The following is a 25,980-nucleotide window of genomic DNA, read 5'->3' on the forward strand; positions in this document are numbered from 1 at the left end:
CCCTCCAGCCTATCGGTCGGTGCGCCGCCGGGGGACTGGGGCAGCGGCAGCCGTAGGCTGGGGACATGAAATGGGATCCGTCCAAGTACGCCGAGTTTGCGGATTACCGCAGCCGCCCCTTCTTCGACCTGACCGGCAGGATCGCCGCCGAGGAGCCGCGCCGGGTGGTGGACCTGGGCTGCGGTCCGGGCAGCCTGACCGCGGCGCTTGCGGACCGCTGGCCCAGGACGCGGGTGACGGGACTGGATTCGTCCGCGGTCATGATCGCCGCAGCCAGTGCCGCTTCACAACCGCAGAACCTGGATTTCGAGGTCGGCGACATCGCAGCCTGGACTCCGCCGGAGGATCTGGATGTGCTCGTCTCCAACGCGGCCCTCCAGTGGCTTCCGAGGCACCAGGACCTGCTGCGTGAGTGGGCGTCAGCGCTGGGCTCCGGCGGGTGGCTGGCGTTCCAAGTTCCCGGCAACTTTTCGGCGCCGTCGCACGTGCTGATGCGCCGACAGGCGGCCTCCGGCAAGTGGCATTCCCGGCTCGACGGCGTACTCCGGCACGAAGATGCCGTCAGCGAGCCCGCGGATTACCTCGCGCTGCTGCTGGAGGCAGGATTCGAAGCCGATGCCTGGGAGACCACCTACTTCCACGTCTTGCAGGGGACGGATCCGGTGCTGGAGTGGGTCCGGGGGACGGGCTTACGCCCGGTGCTCGCCGCCTTGGAACCCCAGGAGGCCTCCGAATTCGAGACGGAATATGCCGAGGCGCTGCGCCATGCCTATCCGGCCGGGCCGCACGGAACGGTCTTCCCCTTCAGGCGGATCTTCTGCGTTGCGCGCAAGCGCTGACTACCAGCCCCGCTCGCGCCATTCGGCCAGATGCGGCCGTTCGGCGCCGAGCGTGGTGCCTTTGCCGTGGCCCGGGTGGACCACCGTGTCGTCCGGCAGGTAGCCGAAAAGGCGGCGTTCGACGTCGTCAATCAGCGAGGCGAAGCGCTGCGGGTCCTGCTGGGTGTTGCCAACGCCTCCCGGGAACAGCGAGTCCCCGGTGAACAGGTGCGAGGGCCCGTGCGCGTTGCGGTACAGGAGGGCAACCGAGCCGGGCGTGTGGCCGCGCAGTTTGATGGCCTCCAGCGAGAACCCGTCGAATTCCGCGACGTCGCCGTGATCGAGTGCGACGTCGGTGGGAACCTCGATCTGCGCGATGTCTTCGGATCCGGCCGCGGTGCGGGCGCCGGTGAGTTTCACCGTCCCGGCAAGGGCGCGCACATGGTCCCAGTGGCTGTGAGTGGTGATGATCATTGCCACTTTGGCGGGAGCCGGGCTGTCCTGCGCCCCTTCGGCCAGCAGCTTTTCGATGGCGGGCAGATCGTCCGCGGCGTCGATAAGCACCTGTGTGCCGGTGCCCTTGGCCGTGATCACATAGACGTTGTTGTCCATCTCGCTGACGGACGCCGAGCGGATGGTGATGTCATCGAGTTCCCACATGCGCCCAGTCTAATCACAGGCCCGCGGTTGCCCGGGCCGGGTCTGCGCCCAGAGTGAAAGTCCTTGTCCACCGTGGGGAAACTGGCGTAAATTCGATGGGTCCGGGAACGGACAATTGCAGAAGGGCAGGCAGCGGTACATGGAAGCTGACCAATTCGACTGGCGGCTGGACAAGCAGAGCTCGGTGCCGCTGTTCGAGCAACTGCGCCTGCGCATTATCGAGGCGTCCGACGGCGGGGAGTTGGCTATCGGAACCAAGCTGCCGCCGGTGCGGCGGCTGGCGGACCATCTCGGCATTGTGCCTAACACCGTAGCCCGCGCCTACCGGGAACTGGAGACGGCCGGCCGGGTGACGACCGGCGGCCGGGCCGGCACCGTGATCAGTGCCGGCGGGGACGAGTCCTCGCGGCTGCTGGCCGAGGCCGCCGCCACGTTCGCCGAGACGGCCCGGGCACAGGGTGCCACGGTGAAGACTGCCTTGGCCGCGGTCAAGGCAGCCCTGGAACGCTGATCCAGCGGACCGGCCGAGCCAGAGAAAGAAGCCCAGTCAGCGTTGAGGCAACGCGGACAACTATCGTCCGCGTGCGCACCGATGTGCTGAACGCAATACATTTTCGAACGGACTTTCGATTAGAGTGGAAACCGTGCTAAAAGCGACTGAATCAACTGGACCCGGATCCCACGAGGATGCCCGGACGGACCTATCCCGGCTGGTCGTGAAGGGCGCGCGGGAGCACAACCTGCGCAATGTCGACCTGGACCTGCCCAGGGATTCCATGATCGTATTCACCGGGCTGTCCGGTTCCGGCAAGTCCTCCCTGGCCTTCGATACGATCTTCGCGGAGGGGCAGCGCCGCTATGTCGAATCGCTGTCGGCCTATGCACGCATGTTCCTGGGCCAGGTGGACAAACCGGATGTCGACTTCATTGAAGGCCTTTCCCCGGCAGTTTCCATCGACCAGAAATCGACGAGCAAGAACCCCCGTTCCACGGTGGGCACGATCACCGAGATCTACGACTACATGCGCCTGCTTTGGGCGCGTGTAGGCCGCCCGCACTGCCCGGTGTGCGGCCAGCCGGTGACACGGCAGACTCCGCAGCAGATTGTGGATCAGTTGCTGGAGCTTGAGAGCGGTACCCGTTTCCAGATCCTCGCCCCGGTAGTCCGCGGGCGCAAGGGCGAGTTCGTGGACCTGTTCAAGGAACTTTCCGCCAAGGGCTACTCCCGCGCCAAGGTGGACGGCAAACTGATCCAGCTGTCGGAGCCGCCCAAGCTCGGCAAACAGTTCAAGCACACCATCGAAGTGGTCATCGACCGGCTGGTGGTCAAGGACGGCATCCAGCAGCGGCTGACCGACTCGATAGAGACCGGGCTGGGCCTGGCCGAGGGCCGTGTGCTGGCAGACTTTGTGGACCTGGACGAAAGTGATCCGGGACGTACCCGGGCCTTTTCGGAGCACCTTGCCTGTCCCAATGAGCACCCGCTGGCCATTGATGAAGTCGAGCCGCGGTCCTTCTCGTTCAACAATCCGTTCGGTGCCTGCCCGGTCTGCACCGGCATCGGCAGCAAGCTCGAGGTGGACGAAGACTTGGTCGTTCCGGACCCGGAGCTCAGCCTCGGCGACGGCGCGATCGCGCCCTGGGCCTTGGGCACGGCAACGCAGCAGTACTGGAACCGGCTGCTTGAAGGTCTGTCCCATGAACTCGGATTCTCCATGGACGTTCCCTTCAATGAGCTGTCCAAGGAAGCGCGCAAGGCGGTGCTCTACGGCAAGGACCATAAGGTGGTGGTTCAGTACCGCAACCGGTTTGGCCGCGAACGCAAGTACAGCACCGGTTTCGAAGGTGCGGTGCAGTACATCCACCGCAAGCACCTGGAAACCGAGTCCGACAATGCGCGGGACCGTTACGAGCAGTACATGCGGGAGGTTCCCTGTCCCGAGTGCAAGGGCGCGCGCCTGAACCCGGCGTCCCTGTCGGTGCTCATCAACGGCAGGTCCATTGCCGAAGTGTCTGCGATGCCGCTGCAGGAATGCCGCGACTTCCTGGATTCACTGGAGCTGACGCCGCGCGAGGCACAAATTGCCCAGCAGGTGCTCATCGAGATCCAGGCCCGGCTTCGCTTCCTGCTGGACGTAGGCCTCTCATACCTGAACCTCGAACGCGCTGCCGGCACCCTGTCGGGTGGTGAAGCGCAGCGCATCCGGTTGGCCACACAGATCGGTTCCGGCCTCGTCGGCGTGCTCTACGTTCTGGACGAGCCATCCATCGGCCTGCACCAGCGCGACAACCGCCGGCTGATCGAAACCCTGACCCGCCTGCGCGACCTTGGCAACACACTGATCGTGGTCGAGCACGACGAGGACACCATCAGCGAAGCCGACTGGATTGTCGACGTCGGTCCGGGCGCGGGCGAGCACGGAGGCCAGATAGTCCATTCCGGTTCGCTCAAGGAACTGCTGGATAATGAGCAGTCCATTACCGGTGATTACCTGGCCGGCCGGCGCCGTATCGACATCCCCGCCAAGCGCCGCAAGATCGATAAGAAGCGGCAGCTCAAGGTGGTTGCTGCCCGGGAAAACAACCTGCAGGGCATCGACGCGGTCTTCCCGCTTGGCGTCTTCACCGCGGTCACCGGGGTGAGTGGCTCCGGAAAGTCCACCCTCGTCAATGACATCCTGTACAAGGTACTGGCCAACAAGCTCAACCGGGCCAAGCAGGTCGCCGGCCGGCATACGCGGGTCGAGGGACTCGAGCACCTGGACAAGGTCATCCACGTCGACCAGAGTCCGATCGGCCGCACGCCGCGGTCCAACGCGGCCACCTACACCGGTGTCTTCGACAATATCCGTAAGCTCTTCGCCGAAACCAACGAGGCCAAGGTGCGCGGCTACCAACCCGGACGGTTCTCGTTCAACGTCAAGGGCGGACGCTGTGAAGCCTGCAGCGGTGACGGCACACTGAAGATCGAGATGAACTTCCTGCCGGACGTCTATGTGCCCTGCGAGGTCTGCCACGGCGCCCGGTACAACCGCGAAACCCTTGAAGTCCATTACAAGGGCAAGACCATTGCGGATGTGCTGGACATGCCGATCGAGGAAGGTGCGGAATTCTTCGCGGCTTTCACCCCGATTGCCCGCCACTTGAATACCCTGGTGGACGTCGGTTTGGGGTACGTCCGGCTCGGCCAGCCCGCTACCACCCTCTCCGGCGGCGAAGCGCAGCGGGTGAAGCTCGCGAGCGAGCTGCAGAAGCGAAGCAACGGCCGGAGTATCTACGTATTGGACGAACCCACCACCGGGCTGCACTTCGAGGACATCCGCAAGCTGTTGCTGGTACTCCAGTCATTGGTGGACAAGGGCAACACCGTCATCACCATCGAACACAACCTGGATGTCATCAAGAGTGCCGACTGGGTAGTGGATCTTGGGCCGGACGGAGGTTCCGGCGGCGGCCGGATTATTGCAGCCGGCACTCCTGAACAGGTGGCGAAGGCGGAGGTCAGCCATACCGGACGGTTCCTCGCGGAGGTGCTCGAAACGGCCTGATTGGCACTGCGGTATATACGTCGAAGGGAATGCGTGTAACGCATAACGTTCAAGGTATGGAAAAATGCCTAGGTGACTTCTTTGCCGGCGCTGGTTCTCTTTGACCTTGACGGGACTCTGGTGGATCCCGCGGGGGCCATCACCGGGGGTATCAGCCGAGCCCTGCAGCTCGCCGGCCTGCCGGTCCCGCAGCAGGACGTCCTCGATTCCATGGTCGGTCCGCCGTTGGGACAGTCCCTGCGGGAGAAGGCGGGTGTTCCGGAGAGCGACCTGGCTGAAGTCATTAGGCTCTACCGGACCGAGTACCGCCTCTCCGGGATGGCAGCCAGCCATGTTTATCCCGGAGTGGAAGGGCTGCTGCGGCAGTTGAAGACCGAAGGCACCATCCTGGCAGTTGCTACGCAGAAGCCCACTCCGATCGCGGACGAACTACTGCGTGTACAGGGATTGACCCCCTATTTCGACAGCATCCATGGCGCAGGCTTTGACGATCCGGGCAGCAGTGCCGCAGCCGATGCAGGCAAAATCCCGATTCTGGCAGAGGCTTTGCGACAGTACGCCGGGGCCTATGGCAGCGTGGTGATGGTGGGGGACCGGCACTACGACATCATTGCCGCGGTCCACCACGGGATCCCGGCTATTGGAGTTGGCTGGGGATTTGCGGCCGACGGTGAGCTGGAAGCCGCCGGTGCTGCCGCCGTCGTCGTCAATACCCGGGAACTAGCGGAGGAACTGGCACTACAGCAAGCGGCCGCCACACAAGGAACGGAGAGGTAAGGGAATGGAATTTTTCGAAGGCACTCGTGCTGCGTTCCGTTCCGTGATCTCCGGAACCTGCCGGCCCACGGTCGAGGGGCTGGAAAACTTCCCGCCGGAGGGCCCGGTCATCGTCGCCCCGAATCACCAGTCGTTTTTCGACAGCATCATCGTCCAGGCCCTGATGCCGCGCAAGGTGGCGTTCTTTGCGAAGGCCGAGTACTTCACCGCGAAGGGGCCGAAGGGCTCCGCGATGCGCTGGTTCTTCAACAGCGTTGGCTCCGTTCCGGTGGAACGCGGGGAACAGGCCGCCAGCGTTGCGGCGCTGCAGACAGCTGTGGAAATTCTTGAGCGGAAGGAGGCGTTCGGCATCTATCCCGAAGGCACCCGCTCCCGCGACGGTCTGTTGTACCGTGGAAGAACAGGGGTTGGCTGGCTTGCCCTGACCACCGGTGCTCCCGTGGTGCCGGTGGGACTGATCGGAACCGACAGGCTCCAGCCAGCGGACAAGAAGATGATTAAGCCGCAGCATTTCACTTTGAAGGTCGGCGCGCCGCTGTATTTCGACAAGACGGGCCCGGGGCATTCCCTGCCTGCCCGCCGTGCCGCCACAGATAAGATCATGGACGCCATTGCCAAACTGAGCGGGCAGGAACGGGCCGGCACCTACAACCAATCCAAACAGGCACAGTAATGGCACTGCCCTCGTCTTACCGGCCGAAGCCGGGGGAGATCCCTACCCAGCCCGGGGTGTACAGGTTCCGGGATGACAACAAGCGCGTCATCTACGTGGGTAAGGCCAAGAACCTCCGGTCCCGCCTCAACAGCTACTTCGCAAATCCCGACGGACTCATGCCGCGCACCCGGGCAATGGTGCATACCGCGGCGTCCGTCGAATGGACCGTGGTCGGCAGCGAATTGGAGGCCATCCAGCTCGAGTACACCTGGATCAAGGAGTTTACGCCCCGGTTCAACATCATGTTCCGGGACGATAAGTCCTACCCCTACCTCGCTGTCACCATGTCCGAGAAGTTCCCGCGCGTGCAGGTCATGCGCGGGGACCGGCGGAAGGGCACAAAGTACTTCGGCCCGTTCTATCCGGCCAAGGCGATCAGGGAAACCGTCGACACGCTGCTGCGCGTGTTCCCGGTCCGCACCTGCAGCGTTGGCGTCTTCAACCGTGCCCAGCGGACCGGCCGGCCATGCCTGCTAGGCTACATCGACAAGTGCTCCGCACCGTGTGTCGGGCGGATTTCCCCTGAAGACCACAAGGCCCTCGCCGCCGAGTTCTGCGCTTTCATGGGCGGTGAAGCCGACCGTTTCATCCGTGCACTGGAACAGAAGATGAACGCCGCCGTTGCCGAGCTCGACTACGAATCGGCGGCACGGTACCGCGACGACATTGCTGCCCTCAAGCGCGTCTTCGAACGCAATGCAGTGGTGCTCAGCGAGGACACGGACGCGGACATTTTCGCGCTGGCCGAAGACGAGCTGGAGGCCGCGGTCCAGGTTTTCCACGTCCGCGGCGGGCGGATCCGGGGCCAGCGCGGCTGGGTTGTCGAAAAGGTCGAGGACGCGTCCCCGGCCGACCTGACCGAGCACTTGCTGCAGCAGGTCTACGGCGACGGCGAGGGACCGGACAGGATCCCCAAGCAGGTGCTGCTGCCCGTCGAGCCGGAGAACCGGCCCGAGCTGGAGGAGTGGCTGCGCGGCCTGCGCGGCAGCAAGGTCGAACTGCGGGTGCCCCAGCGCGGCGACAAGGCCGCGCTGCTCGGCACCGTGCAGGAGAACGCCACCCAGGCGCTGGCACTGCACAAGAGCCGCCGCGCCGGAGATCTGACCACCCGCTCCGCCGCGCTGCAGGAGCTGCAGGAGGCGCTCGACTTGCCCGTGGCCCTGCTGCGCATCGAGTGCTACGACATTTCGCATGTCCAGGGAACCAACGTTGTGGCCTCCATGGTGGTCGTTGAGGACGGCTTGCCCAAGAAGTCTGACTACCGGCGGTTTTCCATTACCGGCGATGCCGCGCGGGACGACACCTCCGCGATGTACGACGTCATCAGCCGCCGGTTCCGGAACTATCTGGCGGACAAGACGGCGGTCCCCGAACCCGAGGCAGCCACGGCGCCGGGAGGCACGAAAGCACCCTTGGCTGCCGATGTCATCGACTCCAACGGCGTTCCCGCCGGGGACGGTGTATTGACGGATACGACGACGCCGGCGCCGCGCACCAAGTTCGCCTATCCACCGAATCTGGTCGTGGTGGACGGCGGGCCGCCGCAGGTTTCGGCCGCCTCCCGCGCCTTGGCCGATCTGGGGATCACCGATGTCTACGTGGTCGGACTGGCCAAAAGGCTGGAAGAAGTCTGGCTTCCGGACGACGACTTCCCCGTCATCCTGCCCCGTGCATCGCACGGCCTGTATCTGCTCCAGCGGATCCGGGACGAAGCTCACCGCTTCGCGATTAACTACCACCGCCAGAAGCGCGGAAAGTCGATGACCGTGTCGGTACTGGACGGGATCCAGGGGCTGGGGCCGGCCAAGCGCCAGGCGCTGCTCAAGCACTTCGGCTCGGCCAAGAAACTCAAGGCCGCCAGCACCGAGGAACTCCAGGCGGTACCCGGCGTCGGTCCTGCCCTGGCCGCCTCCATCAAACGGCAGCTCCATCCGGCGGCGGAACCTGCCGCTGAGGCACCGGCGGTCAACATGGCGACCGGCGAAATCATCGAATCTTAGCTAGGCTAGGAAACCCGTGCAAGGCCGCGGGACGAATCTAAGAACAGGACGGCTCAATGTCAGACGAAGAGGATTTCACGCCGATCAAACCGGTGGAATCCGAACTGCTGGTGGTCACGGGTATGTCGGGCGCAGGCCGTACCACCGCCGCGCACGCGCTCGAAGACCACGGCTGGTATGTCGTGGACAACCTCCCGCCGCAAATGCTCGGCACGCTGGCCGAGCTTGTCTCGCGCATGCCCGAATCGATGCCGCGGCTCGCCGTCGTTGTTGATGTGCGCAGCCAAAACCTGTTCCGCGATATCCGCGAGTCGCTGAACGGGCTGAAATCCAGCGGCATCAACTACCGGGTCATCTTCCTGGATGCCGCGGACAACGTGCTGGTCCGCCGTTTCGAACAAGGCCGGCGGCCGCATCCGCTGCAGGGTGACGGCCGGATTTCGGACGGTATCACGGCGGAACGCGAGCTCCTGGCCAGGCTCAAGGACGCCTCCGACCTGGTCCTGGACACGACCGACATGAATGTCCACGCCCTTGCGACCAACATCACCGAGCTCTTTTCCGACTCCGGCCCGATCGTGCTGCGGTTGAACGTAATGAGCTTCGGCTTCAAGTACGGCCTTCCGGTGGACGCGAACTTTGTGGCCGACGCGCGCTTCATCCCCAATCCGCACTGGATTCCCGAGCTCCGCCCGCACACAGGGCTGGAACGGCAGGTCAGTGAATTCGTCCTGCAGGAATCCGGGGCGGAGGAATTCATCAAGCGCTACGTTGATGCACTCGAACCGGTGCTCGAAGGGTACCGCCGCGAGAACAAGCACTACGCGACGATCGCCGTCGGCTGCACCGGAGGCAAACACCGCTCCGTCGCCGTGGCTGTAGAGCTGGCCAAACGGCTTGCCCAGCTGCCGCGCGTGAAAGTTGCGGTGCAGCATCGGGATCTGGGGCGCGAATAGTGGCCCTTTTGACGGGCCCGCTTCCGCGCGTACCGCTGCCGCAGACGGACCGGCCGGGAAGCGTCCGCGGACAGAATCCGCCGTCCGTCGTGGCCCTGGGCGGCGGCCATGGACTGTCGGCGTCGCTGGCTGCCCTGCGGCTGCTGACCACGGAACTGACGGCAGTGGTGACCGTGGCGGACGACGGCGGGTCCTCCGGCCGTCTTCGCCGCGAGCTTGGTGTCCTCCCGCCGGGCGACCTGCGGATGGCGCTTGCCTCGTTGTGCGACGACACCGAATGGGGGCAGACGTGGCGGGACGTGATGCAGCACCGGTTCAAGTCCCTGGACAACGTTGAAGGCAGCCTGGACAACCACGCGGTCGGCAACCTGCTGATCGTCACCTTGTGGGAACTGCTGGGGGACCCGGTTGCCGGTCTGCAATGGGCCGGAGCACTGTTGGGGGCACGCGGCCAGGTGCTGCCGATGGCGACCGTCCCGCTGACCATCGAAGGCGACGTGCTGACGGAGGAACCCGGCGGGCGGCTGCGCAACGTGACGATTTCCGGCCAGTCCAGGCTTGCGGAAGCCGGTCGGAATACGCATGTCAACGATGTGCGGCTGATACCGGACGATGCGCCGGCCTGTACCGAGGCCCTCCAGGCCATTGAGACCGCCGACTGGGTGATCCTCGGGCCGGGCTCCTGGTACACCTCGGTGCTGCCGCATTTGATGCTCCCGCAGCTGCGGGACGCCCTGTGCCGGACCAGCGCACGGAGGATCCTGACCATGAATCTTGCCATGGATACCAAGGAAACGTCCGGGATGACCGCAGCGGACCATCTGTCCGTGGTGCAGCGGTATGCCCCGGAGCTGAAGTTTGACGTCGTGCTCGCAGATCCGGACACCATTGGGGACCGTGCACGGTTCGAAGCCGCGGCCGCCGGGCTCGGAGCGCGCGTTGTCTTGGGTAGAGTGGGAACTCCCGGCGGTCATGCCGTACATGACCCGTTAAGGCTCGCAACGGCCTACCATGACATTTTCGCGGGACAGTAAGACATAAGTTAGGACAGGGTGCATGGCGCTGACTGCAGCAGTCAAGGATGAACTTTCACGCCTTGACATCAAGAAGTCCCAGGTGCGGAAGGCCGAAGTCTCGACGATGCTTCGCTTTGCCGGCGGGCTTCACATCATCTCAGGCCGGATAGTCATCGAGGCCGAAGTTGATCTTGCCTCCACGGCACGGCGCCTACGTGCTGCCATTGCCGAGGTCTACGGCCACGGCAGTGAAATCATCGTCGTCTCCGGCGGCGGGTTGCGCCGCGGCAACCGCTACGTGGTCCGTGTCGTCCGCGACGGGGAATCGCTGGCCCGCCAGACGGGGCTGCTCGATGCCCGCGGACGTCCGGTCCGCGGGCTGCCTTCGGTAGTCGTAAATGGCTCCGCAGCCGACGCCGAGGCGGTTTGGCGCGGAGCGTTCCTGGCGCACGGGTCACTGACCGAACCGGGCCGTTCATCCTCCCTCGAAGTGACCTGTCCCGGTCCCGAGGCCGCATTGGCCTTGGTCGGCGCCGCCCGCCGCATTGACATCACCGCCAAGGCGCGGGAGGTCAGGGGTGTGGACCGCGTGGTTATCCGGGACGGCGACACCATCGCCGCGCTGCTGACCCGCATGGGGGCCCACGATGCACTCATGGTCTGGGAAGAACGGCGGATGCGCAAAGAGGTTCGGGCCACGGCCAACCGGCTGGCGAATTTCGATGATGCGAACCTTCGCCGTTCGGCCCAGGCTGCTGTCGCCGCTGGGGCACGGGTGGACCGCGCGCTGGAGATTCTTGGTGATGATGTTCCCGAGCACCTCAGGTATGCCGGTGAACTGCGCGTGGCGCACAAGCAGGCCAGCCTGGATGAGCTGGGTCGCCTGGCCGACCCGCCCATGACCAAGGATGCCATCGCCGGGCGGATCCGGCGCCTGCTGGCGATGGCGGACAAGCGCGCTTCGGACATGGGCATTCCGGGGACGGACGCGAATGTGACTCCGGAGATGTTCGATGAGTAGGACGTGTGCTTAGGATGGGGATGTCCGGGCGTTGGCCCGGGGAGGCTTTGGGAACAAGATAATTTTCCGGGCGGGTCCGCTGCCCGGATGATCAATCCGATCACGGCCGCATGCCGGCCGCCGAACTAAACGGAGGATATTCGTGAGCAAGTACGTACTGCCCGAACTCAACTACGACTACGCAGCGCTGGAGCCGCATATCTCCGCCCGGATCATGGAGCTGCACCACAGCAAGCACCACGCGACCTATGTTGCCGGCGCCAACACCGCGCTGGAGCAGTTGGCCGAGGCCCGTGACAAGGGTGAGTTCGGCAACATCCCGAAGCTCTCCAAGGATCTCGCCTTCCACCTGGGCGGCCACACCAACCACTCCATCTTCTGGAACAACCTGTCTCCGGAAGGCGGCGACAAGCCCGAGGGCGAGCTGGCCGCAGCGCTGGACGACGCCTTCGGCTCCTTTGACGCGTTCCGTGGACACTTCAATGCCGCCGCACTGAGCCTGCAGGGATCGGGCTGGGCCGTACTGGCGTACGAGCCGCTGGGCGGCAACATCATCATCGAGCAGCTCTACGATCAGCAGGGCAACGTCCCGGTCGGCACCATTCCGCTGCTGATGCTGGACATGTGGGAGCACGCGTTCTACCTGGACTACGTCAACGTCAAGGCCGACTATGTCAAGGCCTTCTGGAACATCGTGAACTGGGCGGACGTAGCAGAACGCCTCGGAGCTGCACGCAAGGGTGCTTCGTCCCTGGTGACCCTCGGAAAGTAGCAAGGAACGCTTCTCACGCGGTCCGAACTGCGTAAGATGAAGTCCGGGAGGCCCGTCACGATGCTATGCATCGGGACGGCTGCCTTCCGGACTTTTCCGTACTCTGGGAGGAAAAGGAGGCCAGCGGCACGTCAAGGACCAGCAAAGGGTCCCGAGGAAGGGCCGGCGCACAAATCCGGCTACCGCCTATCAAGGAGCTAGAACTGTGACAACTCGTGTTGGAATCAACGGTTTCGGACGTATCGGCCGCAATTTTTTCCGGGCAGCGCTGGCTCAGGGCGCCGATCTGGAAATAGCGGCAGTCAATGATCTGACGGACGCCAAGACCCTGGCCCATTTGCTCAAGTACGACAGCGTCATGGGACGCCTGTCCGAAAGCATCGAACTCAAAAACGGCGACCTGGTCGTGGCCGGACAAATCGTCAAGGTGCTGGGGGAGAAGGACCCCGCCCAGCTGCCGTGGAAGGACCTCGGCGTGGATATCGTGATCGAGTCCACCGGGTTCTTCACCAAAGCGGAGGACGCCAAGAAGCACATCGACGCCGGCGCCAAGAAGGTCATCGTTTCCGCCCCGGCCTCCGGCGCGGACTTCACCGTAGTGATGGGTGTCAACGAGAAGGATTACGACGCCGGATCGCACCACATCATCTCCAACGCCTCCTGTACAACCAATTGCCTTGGTCCGCTCGCTATGGTCCTGCACGAAAAGTTCGGCATCGAGCGTGGCCTGATGACCACCATCCACGCGTATACGGCGGACCAGAATCTCCAGGACGGCCCGCACCGCGATCTCCGCCGTGCCCGCGCCGCGGCAATCAACGTTGTTCCCACCTCCACCGGAGCCGCGAAGGCCATCGGCCTGGTCCTGCCCGAGCTCAAGGGCAAACTGGACGGTTACGCAATCCGCGTTCCGGTACCTACCGGCTCGGCGACGGACCTGACCGCCACCGTGTCCAGGGAAGTCACCGCCGAAGAGGTCAATGCGGCTTACAAGGCGGCCGCAGGCGAGGAACGGCTGGCCGGCATCCTGACCTACTCGGAGGATCCCCTGGTGTCGTCCGATATCGTCACAGACCCGGCATCTTCGATCTTCGACTCCGGACTGACTAAGGTTATTGGTAACCAGGTCAAAGTAGTCGCGTGGTACGACAATGAATGGGGCTACTCCAACCGCCTGGTGGATTTGACCGAACTGGTCTCTTCCAAACTCAGCTGACTTCGCTAACCGCTAAGGGTAGGTATGACTGCACGCGCTCTTGATGAATTGCTCGCCGAAGGCGTCCGCGGACGCCACGTCCTGGTCCGCTCGGATCTGAACGTTCCGCTGGAAGGCGAAGGGGATTCCCTCGCTGTCGCCGACGACGGACGGATCCGCGCATCCCTGCCCGTCCTGCAGAAGCTGGCCGAAGCAGGGGCGCGTGTCATCGTGATGGCCCACCTGGGCCGCCCCAAGGGTGAGCCGGAGGAGCGGTACTCGCTGCGCCCCGCCGTCGTACGGCTGAAAGATCTTGCCCCGTTCACCGTCAAGTTTGCCGAAGATACCGTGGGCGACAATGCGAAGTCACTGGCGGCGGACCTGCAGGACGGAGAGGTGCTGGTGTTGCAGAACCTCCGTTTCGATGCGCGGGAAACCAGCAAGGACGACGCGCAGCGGCAGGCGTTTGCCGAAGAGCTCGCTGCTCTGACGGACGGTAACGGCGCCTACGTTGACGATGCCTTCGGCGCCGTGCACCGCAAGCATGCGAGCGTATTCGACATCGCGGCCAAGCTGCCCGCCTTCCAAGGCGATCTGGTCCGGACCGAGCTCGAGGTCCTCACACGTCTGACCGACGCGCCGCAGCGGCCCTACGTGGTCGTCCTGGGCGGTTCCAAGGTCTCGGACAAGCTCGCCGTGATCGACAATCTGTTGGGCCGGGCGGACTACATCCTGGTAGGCGGCGGAATGGTGTTCACCTTCCTTGCGGCGCAGGGGTACAAGGTCGGCGCGAGCCTGCTGGAGGAAGACCAGCTGGACACCGTGCGCGGCTACCTGGCCAAGGCCAAGGAGAGCGGCTGCAACTTCATCCTGCCGACGGATATCGTCGTGGCCGAGAAGTTCGCTGCCGACGCGGCGCACGAAGTGGTCCGGGCCGACGAGATGGAAGGTTCGCGGTTCGGTGCCAGCGGCATTGGCCTGGACATCGGCCCCGATTCGGCCGAGGCATTCGCCCAGCAGATCCACTCGGCCAACACCGTGTTCTGGAACGGGCCGATGGGTGTCTTCGAATTCGACGCCTTCGCCCACGGCACCCGGACCGTGGCCAAGGCGCTGACAGGCAGCGACGGATTCACCGTTGTCGGCGGCGGGGACTCGGCGTCGGCAGTGCGGAGCCTGGGCTTCGACGACAACGCTTTCGGCCATATCTCCACCGGCGGCGGGGCCAGCCTGGAGTACCTCGAGGGCAAGGCGCTGCCCGGACTCACCGCCCTGGACCGCTAGGCGCGCACCGCGCCAACCACCTGCACCCGTGCAGCGTGGGAACCGCTTGCGGAACCCGCGCTGCATGCACCGACATGACTGGAGACCTTTGTGACCACCTCGACCAACGGCAAGTTTGACCGCACACCGCTGATCGCCGGCAACTGGAAGATGAACATGGACCATGTCCAGGGCATCACCCTGCTGCAGAAACTGGCGTGGACGCTCAGCGACGCCCGGCACGACTACAGCCGGACGGAAGTGGCGGTCTTCCCTCCCTTCACCGACCTGCGCGGCACCCAGACCCTGGTCCGGGGCGACGACCTCAAGATCGTTTACGGTGGCCAGGATCTTTCCCAGTTCGACTCTGGCGCCTACACCGGGGACATTTCCGGACAGTTCCTCGCCAAGCTGGGCTGCCGTTATGTGCTGGTGGGTCACTCCGAGCGGCGGACCATCCATGGCGAGTCCGACGAGCTGCTCAATGCCAAGGTGAAGGCCGCCTACCGCCACTCGCTGGTGCCCGTGCTCTGTGTCGGCGAGGGCCTCGAGGTGCGTCAGGCCGGCAACCACGTTGCCCACACCTTGGAGCAGGTACGCGCGGATCTCGCCGGGCTTGGCGCGGACGATGCGGCCAGACTTGTCATTGCCTATGAGCCGGTGTGGGCAATCGGGACCGGCGAGGTTGCCGGCCCGCAGGACGCCCAGGAAATGTGCGCCGCGATCCGCGCCGAAATCGCCAAGTTGTACGACGACGCCACGGCCGCCGGCGTTCGGTTGCTGTACGGTGGCTCGGTCAAGGCTGCCAACGCCGCCTCGATCCTGAAGGAACGGGACGTCGACGGCCTGCTCGTGGGTGGCGCCAGCTTGGACGCCGCCGAATTTGCTAATATTGTCAGGTTCGAACACCACTTGGTGACGGACTAACTCGAAAGGCGACTGTGGACGCTCTTAAGATCACGTTGCAAATCCTGCTGGGCATCACCAGTCTGTTGCTAACCTTGCTGATTCTGCTGCATAAAGGCCGTGGCGGCGGCATGTCCGACATGTTTGGTGGCGGAATGACCACTTCCCTGGGTTCTTCTGGTGTCGCCGAGAAGAACCTCAACCGGTTCACCGTTATTCTCGGCCTGACATGGGGTGCGGTCATTGTTGCCCTTGGGCTCATTATGCGTTTCGGCGCCGAGGCATAAGGAAGTTTTCTCCCGTTTGTCTCCGGCCGGTCGTAGACTGGTTCCAGATCTACTCAATCGACCGGAGATGAACGTCATGCACCCCTCGCATGGGCTGCGCGCAGTCCGGGTCGGCTCAGTCACAGGCGCAGGGCTCGCCGGATGGCAGGCCAACTCCGGACGCTCGCACAATCTCGTCCGCAAGGTACCCGTCCGCTACTGGTGTCCCCAGGGCCACGAGACCGTCCCCGTTTTTGCTGACCTGACGGAAGCAGAGATTCCCCAGTCCTGGGACTGTCCCAAATGTGGGCAGACAGCAGGGCGCGAACGCGGACTGTTGGTTCAACGCAGCGGCGATGAACCTTTCAAAAGCCACCTGGAGTATGTCAAGGAGCGCCGCACACCGGCGGAGGCGGCTGAGGCCTTGGACCGCGCTTTGGCGGAACTGCGACGACACCGGACCGCACCAAGCTAGCCATGCTTGCCGAAGTACGGTCCGGCGGTCGCCGCGATCACCACAACGGCTAGAACGTCTCCCCGCCAGCCAGCAGCGATTCCGGGAGCTGGCTCGCGGCGGCCTGGTCCAGCATCCACAACGTCTCTTGGCGGCCCTTTGGTCCGGCCGCGGGAACCTGCACCGGACCGGCTCCGGCAAGTGCCAGTCCGACGGCTCCGGCCTTGTCGTCGCCTGCGACTACTAGCCAGACTTCCGTTGCGGAGTTAATGGCGGGCAGGGTCAGGGATACACGCTCCGGCGGCGGTTTGGGCGAGTTCTCCACGCCGACAACAGTGAGCTCTTCCTCGCGAATGCCCGCCATTTCGGGAAACAGCGATGCAATGTGGGCATCGGGGCCCACGCCCAGCAACAGAACGTCGAACGTCGGGACTTGCGCCGCGCCGTCGCCGCCTTCCAACCGGGCGGCTTCGCGGAGCTCGTCAGCGTAGGCAGCGGCAGCGTCGAAGGGCGTGGCGTGCTCGTCGGCGGAGCCGAACGGGTGAACCCGCGACTCATCTACCTCGATCAGATCCAGCAGTGCCTGCCGTGCCTGCAGTTCGTTGCGGTCCGGGCTGTTCTTGGCCACAAAACGTTCATCGCCCCACCAGAAGTTCACCCGGCTCCAATCCACGTCCGTACGGGACGGTTCGGCCGCGACCGCCTTGAGCGTATTAATGCCCAAGGTACCGCCCGTGAGGACCACGGTGGCTTCACCGCGTTCGCGCTGGGCAATCGCCAGCCGGCCGACCAATCTGCGCGCTGCTGCAGCGGCAAGGATTTCCTGATCGGGATGGACGTGGAGAACTGGTTCAGCGTTCACTGCGGCGTACACTCCTTAGATTCGTGCGGGGCAGACCTTCGGTAATGACCTCCCCGAAGACTTCGTCCGGGTCGAGTCTGCGCAGTTCCTCTGCCAGACACTCTTCCACGGATCGGCGGGGGAGGGTAATGCGCTGAACGGGCTGGCCCGGTTGGATCAGCTCCGCGACGCTAAGGCCTGGCCGGAGGATCCGGATGTCGCCCTTGGGCCGACATAGACGCACGCCCCGGATACCGGTGCCGGCGGGGTCTTCGATGATGGTCACCGGAGCCTCTAAGGCCAGCGTCAGCCAGGCTGCCAGCAGCACCGTGCTGGGGGAGTCGGATGCGCCTTCCACAGCAACGGAGGTCACGGGGGAGTGATCCACCTGATCGAGTACCGCTGCCAGTTGGATGCGCCAGTTCGTCAGACGCGTCCAAGCCAAGTCCGTATCACCGGCTGCATAGGTGCGCCGCAGCGAGTCCAGCGCTGTCTTGGGATCCGGCTCGTTCGCCGAGTCCGTGATCCGGCGGTGGGCAATCCTGCCGATCGAGGTGGCGGACGCAGCCTCGGGCATGCCGTGCGGCCACCAGGCGACGATGGGGGCATCGGGTAGCAGCAGGGCCGACACCAGGGATTCGCTCTCTGTGGCCAGCTGGCCGTGCCCATACAGGACGACGACCTCGGAGGCGCCCGCATCGCCGCCTACCCGGATTTGTGCGTCAAGCCTCGTCGCTTCGGCCGCTCCGGCATCGACCAGGACGATGATCCGGCAGGGGTGTTCACGACTGGCCACGTTGGCGGCCTGAATGGCGGTTTCCTCGTGGCCGGCACTAGTCAGCACCACCAAGGTCAGAACGCGGCCGAGCGCAACAACGCCACCGCGTTCGCGCATGGCGACGATTTCCTTGGAGACCTTGGACGAGGTCGTATCAAGCAGGTCAACAATCACGGCCTTCTCCAGGTGCGTCCGTCGCGGGCGAGGAGTTCATCGGCCGAGGCCGGTCCCCAGCTTCCGGGTGAGTAGGTCTCGGGCTTGGTGCCGCTGCGTGCCCAATATTCCTCGAATGGATCGAGAATCTTCCAGGAGAGCTCCACCTCCTGATGCCGGGGGAACAGCGGCGGTTCTCCCAGCAGCACGTCCAGGATCAGGCGTTCATAGGCCTCGGGGCTGGATTCGGTAAAGGCGTGTCCATAGCCGAAATCCATCGTGACGTCGCGGACTTCCATCTGTGTCCCGGGTACTTTGGAACCGAATCGGATGGTTGCCCCTTCGTCCGGCTGGACCCGGATAACCACGGCATTCTGGCCGAAATCGTCGTCGTTGTGGTCTCGAAAGAGTAGGTTAGGCGCGCGTTTGAGCACGACGGCGATTTCCGTCACCCGACGTCCGAGGCGCTTACCCGCCCGGAGGTAGAACGGCACCCCGGCCCAGCGACGGGTATGGATATCCAGTCGCAGGGCAGCATACGTCTCAGTAGTGGAATCCGGATTGAACCCCTCCTCCTCCAGATATCCCTTGACCTTTTCGCCGCCCTGCCAGCCGCCGGTGTACTGTCCCCGAGCCGAGTGCGTGGACAGGTCCTCGGGCAGCCTTACCGCGGCCAGGACCTTTTCCTTCTCGGTCCGCAGGTCCTCGGCGTTGAAGGAGATCGGCTCTTCCATGGCGGTCAGGGCCAGCAACTGAAGCAGGTGGTTCTGGATGACATCGCGGGCGGCGCCCACGCCGTCGTAATAACCCGCGCGGCCGCCGATTCCGATGTCCTCGGCCATGGTGATCTGGACATGGTCCACGAAGTTGGCATTCCACAGCGGCTCGAACATCTGGTTGGCAAAGCGCAATGCCAGGATATTCTGGACCGTCTCTTTGCCCAGATAATGGTCGATGCGGAAGACCGAGTCCGGCGGGAAGACCGACTCGACAATATTGTTCAGCTCGCGTGCGGACTCGAGGTCGTGGCCGAACGGCTTTTCGATCACGACGCGACGCCAGGTCCCCGGCTCCGCTTGCGCCAGCCCGTTGGCAGACAACTGCTGGCACACCTGCTCGAAGTCCTTGGGCGGGATGGACAGGTAGAAGGCATGGTTGCCCTGAGTCCCTCGCTGCTCATCCAGGTCCGCCACGGTCTGCTTCAACTGGGCGAAGGCTTCGGCATCCCCGAACTCGCCCTGGACGAAACGGATGCCCCCGGACAGCTGGGTCCACACGTCCTCGTTGAAGGGGGTGCGTGCATATTGCTGCACGGAGGCCTTGACCTCCGCGGCGAAGTCCTCGTCCGTCCAGGGACGCCGGGCGAAACCGACCAGTGCAAAGCTCGGCGGCAGCAGCCCCCGGTTCGCAAGGTCATACACCGCGGGCATGAGCTTCTTCCGCGACAGGTCCCCGGTCACGCCGAAGAGTACCAGCGAGGAGGGACCCGCGATCCGGTTCAGCCGTCTGTCCCGCGGGTCCCGAAGAGGATTGACGCGCCGCGCACTTTCAGTTCCTGGCATTAGGGCTTTCCGTCGGAGAGGGAGGCCACGGCCTCCTGCAGCTGTTTCGTTCCTGCCTCGCGGTCCGTGAAATGGAGCCTAAGGACCGGCCGGCCATGGTCAATAAGGACCTGTGCATCGCCTGCTGCCTGTGCGGAAATCAGCTCCCCGAAAGTGAACGGACGGTCCGGAATCCGGACATCTTCATCGCTGGCCCCGGTGATCTGCAGGTACACGCCCACGGCCGGGCCACCCTTGTGGAATTGCCCGGTGGAATGCAGGAAACGAGGACCCCAGCCAAAGGTGACCGGGCGTTGGGCCAGCACCGCCAGACGCGGCCTCAGCTGCGCCAGCTCTGCCTGGCCAAACCGGTCCAGATACGCCTGCACGCTGAGGTAGCTGTCCGTGTCGAGGGTTGCCAGCAGCGCCTCGAGGGCTTCGGCCACCGTGCCGGCGCCCTTGAGCCATGTGCCGTTGGCACGGATTTCCACGGCACGGTCCACGGCCGCAGGTTCCGGTGTTTCCGGACGTTCGTCCAGCATTCCTCGGGCAGCAGTCTTGGCCGCTTCCACATCCGGTTGGTCGAAGGGGTTGATGCCCAGCAGCAGCCCGGCGACCACGGTGGCGTACTCCCACAGCAGGAGCTGGCTGCCGAGGCTGCCCGCAACCGCTACTTCGTTGGCGCCCAGTTCGATGTCCGCCTCGGTGTCTACCAGCCGGATGACCAGCACATCTGCCGTATCCATCGACAGCTCCGGCGCTTCGGGCTCCACGACTACCGGCAGGATTCCGGTTCCTTGCTTACCCGTCGATTCGGCTATCAGCTGCTCCGCCCAGTCGGCGAAGCCAACGATGCCGGAGCCTTCATCCGTAATGACGATCTTGTTGCGGAGAGGCTCGGTACCACCGAGGGCAGCGCCCAAGGCCAACGCCATGTTTTCCGCCGCGTCGTCGGACAGTATCTCGGCTGCCTCTTCCGCGTCGGCGAGCAGTGCGTCGATATCCACGCCGGCAAGACCCGACGGAACCAGGCCAAAGGCGGTGAGCGCAGAGTAGCGTCCGCCGACGTTCGGGTCCGCGTTGAAGACGGCACGGTACCCGGCTTCCCTGGACGCGGAGTCCATGGGGGAGCCGGGATCCGTCACGACGATGATCCGCTCGGCCGCATTAATGCCTGCTTGCTTGAACGCGTTTTCAAAAACGCGCCGCTGCGAATCCGTTTCCACGGTGGAACCGGACTTGGAAGACACCACGATCGCGGTTTCGCTCAAACGTTCGGCCAACGCGGCGGCGACCTGCTGGGGATCGGTGCTGTCCAGGACGGTCAGTTCGACGCCGGCCGTGTTGCTGATGACCTCGGGCGCGAGCGAGGAACCGCCCATGCCTGCGAGCACAATACGCGTCACGCCCTCGGTGCGCAGTTCGTCACGCAGCTTCAGAATCCGAGGGATCAACGGCCGGGAAACCTCTACGGCCTCGACCCACCCCAGACGGATTGATGCCTCCGGTTCGGCGTCGGGACCCCAAAGCGTATGGTCCTTGGCAGCTATCCGCGAGGCCACTTTATTCTCGGCCAGTTTGGGCACGTGCTGGTCAACGGCTGCCAGCGCGGCGCCCGATGCCTGGAATGACAACGACCCCATCCGCTTAGTCCTGTCCCGCGTCGTCCAGGGCGGTGCGGACGGTTCCCAGCAGCTCATTCCAGCTGACTACGAACTTATCCAGTCCCTCTTCCTCGAGCTGCTCAACAACTTCCTTATAGGAGATGCCCTGGGCATCCACTGCATCGAGGACCTTGTTGGCATCGGCGTAGGTGGCGGAAACGGTGTCTCCAGTGACTTCGCCGTGGTCAACCATGGCTTCGAGTGTCTTCTCCGGCATGGTGTTGACAACGCCCTTGGCTACGAGTTCGGTCACGTACATCGTGTCCGGGTAGGACGGGTCCTTGACACCAGTGGACGCCCAGAGGGGACGTTGCGGCTTTGCTCCGGCCTCGGCCAGGACCTGCCAGCGCTCGCTGCTGAACTGCTCTTCGTAGATCTGGTAGGCCAGCCGCGCATTCGCGATGCCGGCCTTGCCCTTGAGTGCCTTCGCCTCGTCCGTGCCGACCGCATTCAGGCGCTTGTCGATCTCGGCGTCCACGCGGGACACGAAGAAGGAAGCAACCGAGTGGATGTGCGAGAGCTTGTGGCCGTTTTCCTTGGCCTGCTCCAGCCCGAGCATGAACGCGTTGATGACTTCGCGGTAGCGCTCCAGGGAGAAGATCAGCGTGACGTTGACGCTGATGCCTTCCGCGAGCGTGGCGGTGATGGCTTCAAGACCTTCCACCGTAGCGGGAATCTTGATGTGCACGTTGCTGCGGTTGACCTTGGCATGGAGCTTCTTGGCCTCAGCAATCGTTCCTGCGGTATCGCGGGAAAGGCGGGGATCCACTTCGATGGACACACGGCCGTCAACGCCGCCGGTGGCCCGCGAGAGCCCAGAGAAGACATCGCAGGCTTCCGAAACGTCGTCCGTCGTGATGGCGAAGACCGCCGAGTCGACGTCCGCACCCTCGATAGCGAGTTCCTCTACCTGCGAAGCATAGGACTCGCCGTCCTTAAGCGCGGCGGCGAAGATGGACGGATTGGTCGTCACGCCGACAACGTTCTTCTCCGCGATCAGAGCCTTGAGCGAGCCCGAGGTGATCAGTTCGCGGGACAGGTCATCAAGCCAGATAGAGACTCCGGCGTCGGAGAGGGCCTGGGTGTTCTTGTTTGACATGGGGGATCTCCTTAAGAGGCAGTGGCTTGGGCGAGCGACTCACGGGCAGCGGCTACAACAGCCTCGGCCGTGATGCCGAATTCGCGGAACAGCGTCTTGTAGTCGGCAGAAGCGCCGTAGTGTTCAAGGCTGACCGAACGTCCGGCGTCGCCCACCAGGCGGTGCCAGCTCTGGGCGATTCCCGCCTCGACGGAAACGCGTGCCTTGACCTCGGCAGGCAGCACGGACTCGCGGTATGCCTGGTCCTGCCTGTCGAACCATTCCACACAGGGAACGGAGACTACCCGGGTGGCAACGCCGTCGGCCTGCAGCGCCTCGCGCGCCTCGACCGCTAGCTGGACCTCGGAACCGGTAGCCAGCAGGATGACCTGCGGCTGCACGTCGGATCCTTCGGCCTGGGCTTCAGCCAGGACGTAGGCGCCCTTGGCAACATTGTCGGCAGTAGCGAATCCGCCCTCGCCGCGGTCGAAGACCGGCAGGTTCTGGCGGGTCAGCACGATGCCGGCCGGGTGCTCATGGTTTTCCAGAATCGTCTTCCAGGCCTGCGCTACCTCGTTGGCGTCAGCAGGGCGGACGACGTCGAGACCCGGGATCGCGCGAAGGCTCGCCAACTGCTCCACCGGCTGGTGCGTGGGGCCATCCTCACCCAGACCGATCGAGTCGTGGGTCCAGACATAGATCGAGGGCACACCCATCAGCGCGCCAAGCCGGATAGCCGGACGCTGGTAGTCGCTGAAGATCAGGAAGGTTCCGGAGAAGGCGCGCGTCTTGGAACTGAGCACGATGCCGTTGACGATGGCCGCCGCCGCGTGTTCGCGGATTCCGAAGTGCAGGACCCGGCCATACGGATTGCCGGACCAGGCATCGGTCTGCTTTCCGGTCGGCACAAATGACGGGGAGCCCTCGATGGTGGTGTTGTTTGACTCCGCCAGGTCGGCCGAGCCTCCCCACAGTTCCGGCAGCACCGGACCGATGGCGTTGAGCACCTTGCCCGAGGCGGCCCGGGTGGAGACGTCCTTGCCCGCCTCGAACTCCGGCAGGGCTTCTTCCCAGCCCTGCGGAAGTTCGTACTTCTGGACCCGGTCCAGAAGGGCGGCAGCGTCAGCGTTCGCCTGGCGCCAGTCTTGGTAGCTCTTCTCCCATTCGGCGCGGGCTTCCTTGCCGCGGGCAGCAACCTGCCGCGCGTGGTCCAGCACGTCGGAAGCGATCTCGAAGCGCTGCTCCGGGTCGAAGCCGAGGACTTCCTTCACCGCGGCAACTTCTTCAGCGCCGAGGGCCGAGCCGTGGATCTTGCCGGTGTTCTGCTTCTTCGGTGCCGGCCAGCCGATGATGGTCCGCAGCGAAATGATGGAAGGCTTGGTGGTTTCGGCCTTCGCGGCCTTGAGGGCGTTGTACAGCTCCTCGATGTCTTCTTTGTAATCGCCCGTCTTCGTCCAGTCCACACGCTGGGTGTGCCAGCCATAGGCCTCGTAGCGCTTGAGCACGTCTTCCGTGAACGAAATGTCGGTGTCGTCCTCGATGGAGATGTGGTTCTCGTCGTAGAGCACCACGAGGTTGCCCAGTTCCTGGTGCCCCGCCAGCGAAGAAGCTTCTGACGTCACACCTTCCTGCAGGTCGCCATCGGAGGCGATGACCCAGATGGTGTGGTCGAACGGGCTTTCGCCGACGGCAGCGTCTGCGTCGTAAAGACCGCGGGTGCGGCGCTGCGCGTACGCGAAGCCCACCGCGGACGCCAGGCCCTGGCCCAGCGGACCGGTGGTGATTTCGACGCCGGCAGTATGGCCGTACTCGGGGTGTCCCGGAGTCAGCGAGTCCCAGGTCCGGAGCCGGCGCAGGTCCTCGATTTCCAGGCCGTAGCCGGAGAGGAAAAGCTGGATGTAGAGCGTCAGCGACGTGTGCCCGGGGGAGAGGATGAAGCGGTCGCGGCCAACCCAGGCCGGATCGGCCGGATCGTGGCGCATCATCTTCTGGAAGATCAGATACGCGGCCGGGGCCAGACTCATTGCGGTACCGGGGTGGCCGTTGCCGACCTTTTCCACGGCGTCTGCCGCCAGTACGCGTACGGTATCTACCGCGCGCTGGTCCAGGTCTGTCCAGGACAGTTCTTCCGTATGTGGCACCGTTGCGGGCCCCTCTCTAATCGTTCGGCCAGCAGGAACCCGGATGAAGGTCCCATGCAGTTCCAGTCATGAGACTGCTACGTGGCCATTACATCGGACGTCGTGCGCTTCACCGGGGTTTGCCCGGTATGGCGCCCGCCACAGTCCGCATGGCCATCAAGTCCCACCTTAGCGTCTCAGCGGGTCGCGTACAGAGGATGTGCATGGGTGGGATGAGTAACAGTCGGACACACAGCACGGCCCGCGAGCATCCGGTTCAGCGGCCGTTCTGGATGCCGGGAGATTTCTACAAGCGATAGAGCGTATAATGAAGATGCACTTTGGCCCTTGCCTGCCCGGATGGGCGGCGCCGCGTGCCGTGGCCGCGCTGGCTACGCTGATACCCAGATCATCTCCAGCAGAACTGAGTGGTTTTTTCCTTGAAGATCCAGAGCGCTCCGGAACAGGTAGCTGACGCACCCGTAAAGACCGGTTTCGGACGCAAGGCCAAGGCCTATGTATCGCTCACCAAGCCTCGTGTCATGGAGCTGTTGCTCGTCACGACGCTGCCCACGATGATCTTCGCGCAAGGCGGCTTTCCGGATATTTGGCTGATGGCGGCCACCATGATCGGCGGAGCCCTGGCAGCCGGATCGGCCGGATCATTCAATTGCTATATCGACCGGGACATGGACAAGCTCATGCAGCGGACCGAGAACAGGCCGCTGGTGACCGGCGAGGTGACTCCGCGCGAGGCGCTGGTATTCTCCTGGATTCTTGGCATCGTGGCAGTGGTACTGCTGTGGTTCGGAGCCAATCCGCTGGCAGGCATGCTCGGGGTCGGCGCCATCTTCTTCTACGTGGTCATCTACACGCTGATCCTCAAGCGCCGCACTGCGCAGAACATTGTCTGGGGCGGCGCGGCCGGCTGCTTCCCGGTACTAATCGCTTGGGCCGCGGTGACCAATACCGTTGCCTGGCCTGCTGTGATCCTGTTCATGGTGATCTTCCTCTGGACTCCGCCGCACTACTGGCCGCTGTCGATGAAGTACAGCGACGACTACAACGCTGCCAACGTCCCGATGCTCGGCGCCATCGCCAGCGCACGCCAGGTATCCGTCCAGGTGGTTCTCTACGCCTGGGCCACACTGGCCTGCTCGCTGCTGCTTGCCCCGGTGGGCGGCGCCGGTTGGGTATACACCATCGCCGCGCTGCTCGGTGGCGGTTGGTTTGTCTACGAATCCCACCGGCTTTACAGCCTGGCCAAGCGCGGGACCGAGACGGTGGAAACCACCAACAAGTCCGCCATGCGGGTCTTCCACGGCTCCATCAGCTACCTGACGGTACTGTTCCTGGCCCTGGCCGTGGATCCGTTTGTGGGCGGCCCGGTCTTCGCCGCGCTCTAGCCCGCTCGATTGGGCCATCCGTGTTCTAGGAT

23 protein-coding genes are annotated in these 25,980 nt (G+C 64.2%); 16 read left to right on the forward strand and 7 right to left on the reverse strand.

From position 1 onward, the window contains the following. Positions 1-65 precede the first annotated feature (65 nt). A complete protein-coding gene (locus AC5RWO_RS13645; RefSeq protein ID WP_498731956.1) occupies positions 66-839 on the forward strand; it encodes a trans-aconitate 2-methyltransferase in 774 nt (257 codons plus the stop codon). Here the strand turns inward: AC5RWO_RS13645 and AC5RWO_RS13650 are convergent, their stop codons facing one another. Continuing rightward, a complete protein-coding gene (locus tag AC5RWO_RS13650) occupies positions 840-1,478 on the reverse strand; it encodes an MBL fold metallo-hydrolase (protein WP_498731957.1) in 639 nt (212 codons plus the stop codon). It lies immediately after the preceding gene. A gap of 139 nt (positions 1,479-1,617) precedes the next feature. Here AC5RWO_RS13650 and AC5RWO_RS13655 point away from each other — a divergent pair, with 139 nt between their 5' ends. From AC5RWO_RS13655 to AC5RWO_RS13720, 14 genes are all read left to right on the forward strand, one after another. Continuing rightward, positions 1,618-1,989, forward strand: coding sequence for a GntR family transcriptional regulator (locus AC5RWO_RS13655; RefSeq protein WP_498731958.1), 372 nt, complete (start codon positions 1,618-1,620; stop codon positions 1,987-1,989). Between the two features lie 133 nt (positions 1,990-2,122). After that, the gene (uvrA, locus tag AC5RWO_RS13660) at positions 2,123-5,026 is read left to right on the forward strand and encodes an excinuclease ABC subunit UvrA (protein ID WP_498731959.1); all 2,904 of its coding nucleotides are present in this window, start codon (positions 2,123-2,125) and stop codon (positions 5,024-5,026) included. A 72-nt stretch (positions 5,027-5,098) separates the two neighbouring features. Continuing rightward, positions 5,099-5,803, forward strand: coding sequence for an HAD hydrolase-like protein (locus AC5RWO_RS13665; protein WP_498731960.1), 705 nt, complete (start codon positions 5,099-5,101; stop codon positions 5,801-5,803). A 4-nt stretch (positions 5,804-5,807) separates the two neighbouring features. After that, the gene (locus tag AC5RWO_RS13670) at positions 5,808-6,476 is read left to right on the forward strand and encodes a lysophospholipid acyltransferase family protein (protein WP_498731961.1); all 669 of its coding nucleotides are present in this window, start codon (positions 5,808-5,810) and stop codon (positions 6,474-6,476) included. Next, positions 6,476-8,518, forward strand: coding sequence for an excinuclease ABC subunit UvrC (gene uvrC, locus AC5RWO_RS13675; protein ID WP_498731962.1), 2,043 nt, complete (start codon positions 6,476-6,478; stop codon positions 8,516-8,518). Before AC5RWO_RS13670 ends, uvrC begins: the two co-directional genes overlap by 1 nt. Before the next feature lie 56 nt (positions 8,519-8,574). After that, the gene (rapZ, locus tag AC5RWO_RS13680; protein ID WP_074702466.1) at positions 8,575-9,474 is read left to right on the forward strand and encodes an RNase adapter RapZ; all 900 of its coding nucleotides are present in this window, start codon (positions 8,575-8,577) and stop codon (positions 9,472-9,474) included. After that, on the forward strand, positions 9,474-10,508 hold the full coding sequence (locus AC5RWO_RS13685; RefSeq protein WP_498731963.1) for a gluconeogenesis factor YvcK family protein: 1,035 nt from the start codon (positions 9,474-9,476) through the stop codon (positions 10,506-10,508). The genes rapZ and AC5RWO_RS13685 overlap by 1 nt, the downstream gene beginning before the upstream one ends. Before the next feature lie 22 nt (positions 10,509-10,530). Then, complete coding sequence (whiA, locus tag AC5RWO_RS13690) at positions 10,531-11,511, forward strand: DNA-binding protein WhiA (RefSeq protein WP_074702464.1); 981 nt, start codon at positions 10,531-10,533, stop codon at positions 11,509-11,511. A gap of 142 nt (positions 11,512-11,653) precedes the next feature. Then, positions 11,654-12,283 carry a superoxide dismutase gene (locus AC5RWO_RS13695; RefSeq protein WP_498731964.1) on the forward strand — a complete coding sequence of 210 codons (630 nt, stop codon included), beginning with the start codon at positions 11,654-11,656 and terminating at the stop codon, positions 12,281-12,283. 205 nt (positions 12,284-12,488) lie between these two features. Continuing rightward, positions 12,489-13,499, forward strand: coding sequence for a type I glyceraldehyde-3-phosphate dehydrogenase (gene gap / locus AC5RWO_RS13700; RefSeq protein WP_498635362.1), 1,011 nt, complete (start codon positions 12,489-12,491; stop codon positions 13,497-13,499). Positions 13,500-13,523: 24 nt separating this feature from the next. Beyond that, the gene (locus AC5RWO_RS13705) at positions 13,524-14,762 is read left to right on the forward strand and encodes a phosphoglycerate kinase (RefSeq protein WP_498731965.1); all 1,239 of its coding nucleotides are present in this window, start codon (positions 13,524-13,526) and stop codon (positions 14,760-14,762) included. A gap of 90 nt (positions 14,763-14,852) precedes the next feature. Further along, the gene (gene tpiA / locus AC5RWO_RS13710) at positions 14,853-15,668 is read left to right on the forward strand and encodes a triose-phosphate isomerase (RefSeq protein WP_498731966.1); all 816 of its coding nucleotides are present in this window, start codon (positions 14,853-14,855) and stop codon (positions 15,666-15,668) included. 14 nt (positions 15,669-15,682) lie between these two features. Next, positions 15,683-15,934, forward strand: a complete 252-nt coding sequence (gene secG / locus AC5RWO_RS13715) for a preprotein translocase subunit SecG (protein WP_074702459.1) — start codon at positions 15,683-15,685, stop codon at positions 15,932-15,934. A gap of 76 nt (positions 15,935-16,010) precedes the next feature. Then, positions 16,011-16,388 (forward strand): RNA polymerase-binding protein RbpA, encoded by a 378-nt coding sequence (locus AC5RWO_RS13720; RefSeq protein ID WP_498731967.1) that lies wholly within the window; start codon positions 16,011-16,013, stop codon positions 16,386-16,388. Positions 16,389-16,437: 49 nt separating this feature from the next. On the opposite strand, the gene pgl is transcribed toward AC5RWO_RS13720, so the two are convergent. From pgl to tkt, 6 genes are read right to left on the reverse strand one after another with little or no spacing between them, the layout of a single operon-like run. Then, the gene (gene pgl / locus AC5RWO_RS13725; protein ID WP_498731968.1) at positions 16,438-17,229 is read right to left on the reverse strand and encodes a 6-phosphogluconolactonase; all 792 of its coding nucleotides are present in this window, start codon (positions 17,227-17,229) and stop codon (positions 16,438-16,440) included. After that, positions 17,219-18,160 carry a glucose-6-phosphate dehydrogenase assembly protein OpcA gene (locus tag AC5RWO_RS13730; protein WP_498731969.1) on the reverse strand — a complete coding sequence of 314 codons (942 nt, stop codon included), beginning with the start codon at positions 18,158-18,160 and terminating at the stop codon, positions 17,219-17,221. Before AC5RWO_RS13730 ends, pgl begins: the two co-directional genes overlap by 11 nt. Next, positions 18,157-19,701 carry a glucose-6-phosphate dehydrogenase gene (gene zwf / locus AC5RWO_RS13735; protein WP_498731970.1) on the reverse strand — a complete coding sequence of 515 codons (1,545 nt, stop codon included), beginning with the start codon at positions 19,699-19,701 and terminating at the stop codon, positions 18,157-18,159. The genes AC5RWO_RS13730 and zwf overlap by 4 nt, the downstream gene beginning before the upstream one ends. Continuing rightward, positions 19,701-21,323, reverse strand: a complete 1,623-nt coding sequence (locus AC5RWO_RS13740; RefSeq protein ID WP_498731971.1) for a phosphoglucose isomerase-related protein — start codon at positions 21,321-21,323, stop codon at positions 19,701-19,703. The genes zwf and AC5RWO_RS13740 overlap by 1 nt, the downstream gene beginning before the upstream one ends. A 4-nt stretch (positions 21,324-21,327) precedes the next feature. Further along, on the reverse strand, positions 21,328-22,443 hold the full coding sequence (gene tal, locus AC5RWO_RS13745; protein WP_498731972.1) for a transaldolase: 1,116 nt from the start codon (positions 22,441-22,443) through the stop codon (positions 21,328-21,330). A gap of 11 nt (positions 22,444-22,454) precedes the next feature. Further along, positions 22,455-24,563: a transketolase gene (tkt, locus tag AC5RWO_RS13750; RefSeq protein ID WP_498731973.1), complete on the reverse strand. Its 2,109-nt coding sequence runs from the start codon at positions 24,561-24,563 to the stop codon at positions 22,455-22,457. A gap of 419 nt (positions 24,564-24,982) precedes the next feature. On the opposite strand from tkt, the gene AC5RWO_RS13755 reads away from it, so the two are divergent. After that, positions 24,983-25,948 carry a heme o synthase gene (locus AC5RWO_RS13755; protein ID WP_498731974.1) on the forward strand — a complete coding sequence of 322 codons (966 nt, stop codon included), beginning with the start codon at positions 24,983-24,985 and terminating at the stop codon, positions 25,946-25,948. Positions 25,949-25,980 lie beyond the last annotated feature (32 nt).

The sequence above is a fragment of the Arthrobacter sp. B055-34 genome (assembly GCF_059090425.1).

Bases quoted from the DNA above. Each gene is read 5' to 3' on its own strand.
- AC5RWO_RS13645 (WP_498731956.1), top strand. From the start codon at position 66: ATGAAATGGGATCCGTCCAAGTACGCCGAGTTTGCGGATTACCGCAGC.
- AC5RWO_RS13650 (WP_498731957.1), bottom strand. From the start codon at position 1,478: ATGTGGGAACTCGATGACATCACCATCCGCTCGGCGTCCGTCAGCGAG.
- AC5RWO_RS13655 (WP_498731958.1), top strand. From the start codon at position 1,618: ATGGAAGCTGACCAATTCGACTGGCGGCTGGACAAGCAGAGCTCGGTG.
- AC5RWO_RS13670 (WP_498731961.1), top strand. From the start codon at position 5,808: ATGGAATTTTTCGAAGGCACTCGTGCTGCGTTCCGTTCCGTGATCTCC.
- uvrC (WP_498731962.1), top strand. From the start codon at position 6,476: ATGGCACTGCCCTCGTCTTACCGGCCGAAGCCGGGGGAGATCCCTACC.
- rapZ (WP_074702466.1), top strand. From the start codon at position 8,575: ATGTCAGACGAAGAGGATTTCACGCCGATCAAACCGGTGGAATCCGAA.
- whiA (WP_074702464.1), top strand. From the start codon at position 10,531: ATGGCGCTGACTGCAGCAGTCAAGGATGAACTTTCACGCCTTGACATC.
- AC5RWO_RS13705 (WP_498731965.1), top strand. From the start codon at position 13,524: ATGACTGCACGCGCTCTTGATGAATTGCTCGCCGAAGGCGTCCGCGGA.
- AC5RWO_RS13720 (WP_498731967.1), top strand. From the start codon at position 16,011: ATGCACCCCTCGCATGGGCTGCGCGCAGTCCGGGTCGGCTCAGTCACA.
- zwf (WP_498731970.1), bottom strand. From the start codon at position 19,701: ATGCCAGGAACTGAAAGTGCGCGGCGCGTCAATCCTCTTCGGGACCCG.
- AC5RWO_RS13740 (WP_498731971.1), bottom strand. From the start codon at position 21,323: ATGGGGTCGTTGTCATTCCAGGCATCGGGCGCCGCGCTGGCAGCCGTT.
- tal (WP_498731972.1), bottom strand. From the start codon at position 22,443: ATGTCAAACAAGAACACCCAGGCCCTCTCCGACGCCGGAGTCTCTATC.